This window comes from Pseudoxanthomonas taiwanensis, from assembly GCF_010093135.1.
GTDB lineage: Bacteria > Pseudomonadota > Gammaproteobacteria > Xanthomonadales > Xanthomonadaceae > Pseudoxanthomonas > Pseudoxanthomonas taiwanensis.
On record NZ_PDWK01000121.1, the window covers coordinates 1 to 3,564 of the forward strand.

General features: G+C 70.8%; 4 protein-coding genes and 1 pseudogene. All 5 read right to left on the reverse strand.

Features of this window, described 5'->3' with window-relative positions:
* A partial coding sequence (locus CR938_RS13985; protein ID WP_162125573.1) for an MCP four helix bundle domain-containing protein occupies positions 1–1,339 on the reverse strand: 1,339 nt, incomplete at its 3' end.
* A 67-nt stretch (positions 1,340–1,406) separates the two neighbouring features.
* Entirely contained in the window at positions 1,407–1,790 is a 384-nt protein-coding gene (locus tag CR938_RS13990; RefSeq protein WP_162125574.1) for a hypothetical protein, read from the reverse strand.
* A gap of 73 nt (positions 1,791–1,863) precedes the next feature.
* On the reverse strand, positions 1,864–2,343 hold the full coding sequence (locus CR938_RS13995) for a chemotaxis protein CheW (RefSeq protein WP_162125575.1): 480 nt from the start codon (positions 2,341–2,343) through the stop codon (positions 1,864–1,866).
* An 84-nt stretch (positions 2,344–2,427) separates the two neighbouring features.
* Positions 2,428–3,201, reverse strand: coding sequence for a flagellar brake protein (locus tag CR938_RS14000; protein ID WP_162125576.1), 774 nt, complete (start codon positions 3,199–3,201; stop codon positions 2,428–2,430).
* 29 nt (positions 3,202–3,230) lie between these two features.
* Positions 3,231–3,564 (reverse strand): annotated as a pseudogene (locus tag CR938_RS14005) (methyl-accepting chemotaxis protein); the annotation flags it as partial.

Genomic DNA, 3,564 nt, shown 5'->3' on the forward strand with positions numbered 1-3,564 from the left:
CTTCCGCCAGACTGATCGCGTTGGCGTCCAGCAGGCTGTTCAGCTGCACCGCCAGCTGCAGCAGGAAGCCCTGCTTGTCGCTGGTGTCGATGCGGCCGGACAGGTCACCGGCGGCCGCGGCCTCGACCACGCGCGCCACCTCCTGCTCGACCGCGATCTCGAGGGTGCGGTCGCGCCACTCGTACACGGTGCCGACGTAGTTGCCCTCGGCGTCGCGGATGGTGGAGATGCTCTGCTCGAAGCAGGCCTCGCCGTAGCGGACCTCGCGCACGGCATGGCCGTCGCGCTCCAGGCGCGCCAGGAATTCCGGGGCGACCTTGCCGCCGATCTCCAGCACGTCCACCGGCTGGCCCACCAGGGAAGCGTCCATGTCCAGGTTGGGCAGGGCGGCCGAGACCTGGTCGGCGTGGCGCTCCAGCATCGCGGTCAGCGCCGGATTGCGGTAGGCGATGCGGTAATCCGGACCGGTGATCATCAGGCCGGTCGAGGAGGCCTCCAGCGCGGTGCGGATGCGCAGGTTCTCGGCCGCGGCCTGCTGGTCGCGCTCGGTGCGCTCGCGCAGGTCGTGCTGCATGCGCTGCAGCGCCTTCATCAGGTCGCCGATCTCGTCCTGGCGCGAGGTGTCGATGCGGCTGTCCAGCTTGCCGGCGGCCACGTCGTTGGCCACGCCCACCGCGTCGCGCATGGCGGCCACCAGTTCGCGGGCGAAGTACAGGGCGATGCCGATGCCGCCGGCCACGCCGAACAGGATCATGACGATCGTGGTCCAGTTGGACGCCGCGTAGGCGCCCTTGGCCTCCTCGGTGGCGGCGCCGGCCTGGCGATCGGCCTCCTGGATCAGCGCGGTGACCGCGGCGGTGGCCCGGTTGTGCAGGTCGGTGGTCTCGCCCAGGAAGGTGTCGACCGCGTCGTCCGGCAGGTCCAGGTCCAGCATCTCGTTGACCGAGTCGTACGAGGCCTTGGCGTTGGCCCAGGCCGTCACAAACTTCTCGTGCAGCTGGCGTTCCTCGTCGGTGGCCACCAGCTTGCCGTAGTCGGCGCTGGTCCGCTCGATGTCCGCGGCCAGCTGCTCGGCCCGCTGGCGGGCTTCCTGCTTGACCGCGTCGCTGGCGCGGATCAGGCCGCGGTAGGAGTTCGTGCGGAACTCGCCGACCAGGGCACGCAGCTCCGCGGCGGTGGCCACCTTGGCGACGATCTCGTCGGCCAGGCGGTTGGTGGCCCGCTCCAGCTTGGACAGGCCGAAATAGGCGCCCACGGCCTGGGCGATCATCAGTACGAGCACCACACCGAAGGCCAGCAGCAGCTTCGGCGCGAGCTTGAGTCTCTTGAGCGAGTTCATCTAGCGTCAGTCCCCCTGACTTCGCTGGTACGGAAAGCCCGGGCGCGCGCGGCGCCCGGGCCGGCGGTCACTTGATGGTGGCCAGCTTGATGTTGGCCGGCGAAGTCACCGCGATCTCGGCGCGGCTGGCGTCGCGCTTGATCAGGCCGATCACGCAGACGTCGCGGCCTTCCAGCTCCTCCGGGGCCGGGCGGAACTTGTCACGCTGGTCGCCGGGGATGCGGGCCGAGAAGGTATGACGGGGGAAGGTCCCGCCCATGTACAGGAAGGTGGGCTCGCCCTCGGTGTTCTGGGCATAGCGGGTCTTCTCCACCTTGCCGCACACCATGCCCTCCTTGCCCACGAAGCGGATGGCCTGCTCGGCCGGGATGGCCTCCTGGGCCAGCGAGGCGAACGGCGCGGCGGCCAGGGCAGCGACGGCAAGGAACAGGAGCTTGCGGTTGGACTTCATCGGGTACTCCGGTTGCAGGTAATGGGGGAAGGCACGAAGCCATCGCCCCCTATCGGCACGGCAGGCCAGGACTTTAGGCGGCGGCCGCCTCGGCGTGCGGCTCGCCAAGCTCGGCACTGTCCAGGAGGGTCTCGATGTCCAGCAGGATCAGCATCCGCTCGTCGAGGGTGCCGATGCCGGAGATGAAGCGGGTGTCCACCGTAGCGCCGAACTCCGGGGTGGGACGGATCTGCTCGGCCGACAGCGGCACCACGTCGGACACGCTGTCCACCACGATGCCGACCACGCGGTCCTCGACATTGAGGACGATCATCACGGTGAAGCTGTCGTAGCGCGCCTCCTTCAGGCGCAGCTTCAGGCGAAGGTCGATCACCGGCACGATGGTGCCGCGCAGGTTGATCACACCCTTGATGTACTCGGGGGCGTCCGGCACGCGGGTGACGGCGTCGTAGCCGCGGATCTCCTGGACCTTGAGGATGTCGACGCCGTAGTGCTCGTCACCCAGGGTGAAGGTGAGGAATTCGCCCGGGGTCGGGACGGGGGTGCTGCTCATGTTGCGCTCCTGCAGGCAAGACCGCGCCTTGGCGCGCGGTTCGGGTCCTCTGGGGATCGGCCGGCGGGGCGGCAACTTTAGGGCTCAGGCCACGCCGCGCTCGCGGGCGTTGCGCTGGCGTTCGACCTGGAAGATGAAGCGCAACAGGCGCTTTTCCACCGGGCCGGGCAGGTCCAGGAAGCGGCACCCGGCGCGCAGGGTGGCCCCGGCCAGCGGCGGGTCCAGGCGCGACAGGTGCCGGACCTCCACACGCAGCTCCGGGATGGCTTCCTCCGGCAGGTGCAGGGTGCAGCCCTCCAGCGCGGCGCCGGGCCGGAAGCGCCATGCGTCCACCTCCTCGACCCGCAGGGCCAGGCCGCCGCCGCTGATGTCCAGCACCCGGAACCGGACCGGATCCTCGTCCTCCGGGTCCTCCGGAACGGCCAGGGTCACGGTGGGGCCGGGCAGCAGCGGCAGCCGGTACATCTCGCGCCGCTGCAGGCGCAGCACCCACCCGGGCAGCGGCGCGGTGAAGGCCACGGCGCCGCCGCCGGCGGCGCGGCGCAGCCCCTGCAGGCGGAACTCCACCCGCACCCCGTCCAGCTGGGCGGCGCAGACCACCTGCCGGGCCGCGGCCATGCGCGCGTTGACCGCCTCCTGGCGGTTGCCGTCCAGCAGCACGGTCCCGGCCGCCGGATCCACCTCGAGCAGGGCGGTGGGGCAGGACAGGCCGCCGGGCAGCAGCTGCGCCGTGATCAGCGCACGCGCGTCCACCAGGGCCTGGAGGACACGCACGACCTCGCGCGGATCACGCAGGCGGTAGCGGTCATCGCCCTCCAGCCCCTTGGGCACCACGGTTGGTTCGTGCGCGGCAGTCATCGGGAAGCGGGTACATACGGTTACCCCCGTTAACGGCCGCGTGGCCGGAAAATTGACGGCCCGGCGGGCGGGGCCGTCGCCGCCTGGATCAGGCCGCCCGGGGCAGGGCCGGTCGGCAGGTCATGCTCGCCGGTGCGGAACAGGGCGATGGCCTGTGCGAGGCTGGCGGCCTGTTCCTCCATGGCCCGGGCCGCGGCCGAGGCCTCCTCCACCAGCGCCGCGTTCTGCTGCGTGGCCTCGTCCATCTGCACGATGGTCTGGTTCACCTGCTCGATCCCCGCCGCCTGCTCCTGCGAGGCCGCCGAGATCTCGCCCATGATGTCCGTCACCCGCTGCACCGAGGCCACGATCTCCTCCATGGTC

Bases quoted from the DNA above. Each gene is read 5' to 3' on its own strand.
- CR938_RS13990 (WP_162125574.1), bottom strand. From the start codon at position 1,790: ATGAAGTCCAACCGCAAGCTCCTGTTCCTTGCCGTCGCTGCCCTGGCC.
- CR938_RS13995 (WP_162125575.1), bottom strand. From the start codon at position 2,343: ATGAGCAGCACCCCCGTCCCGACCCCGGGCGAATTCCTCACCTTCACC.
- CR938_RS14000 (WP_162125576.1), bottom strand. From the start codon at position 3,201: ATGACTGCCGCGCACGAACCAACCGTGGTGCCCAAGGGGCTGGAGGGC.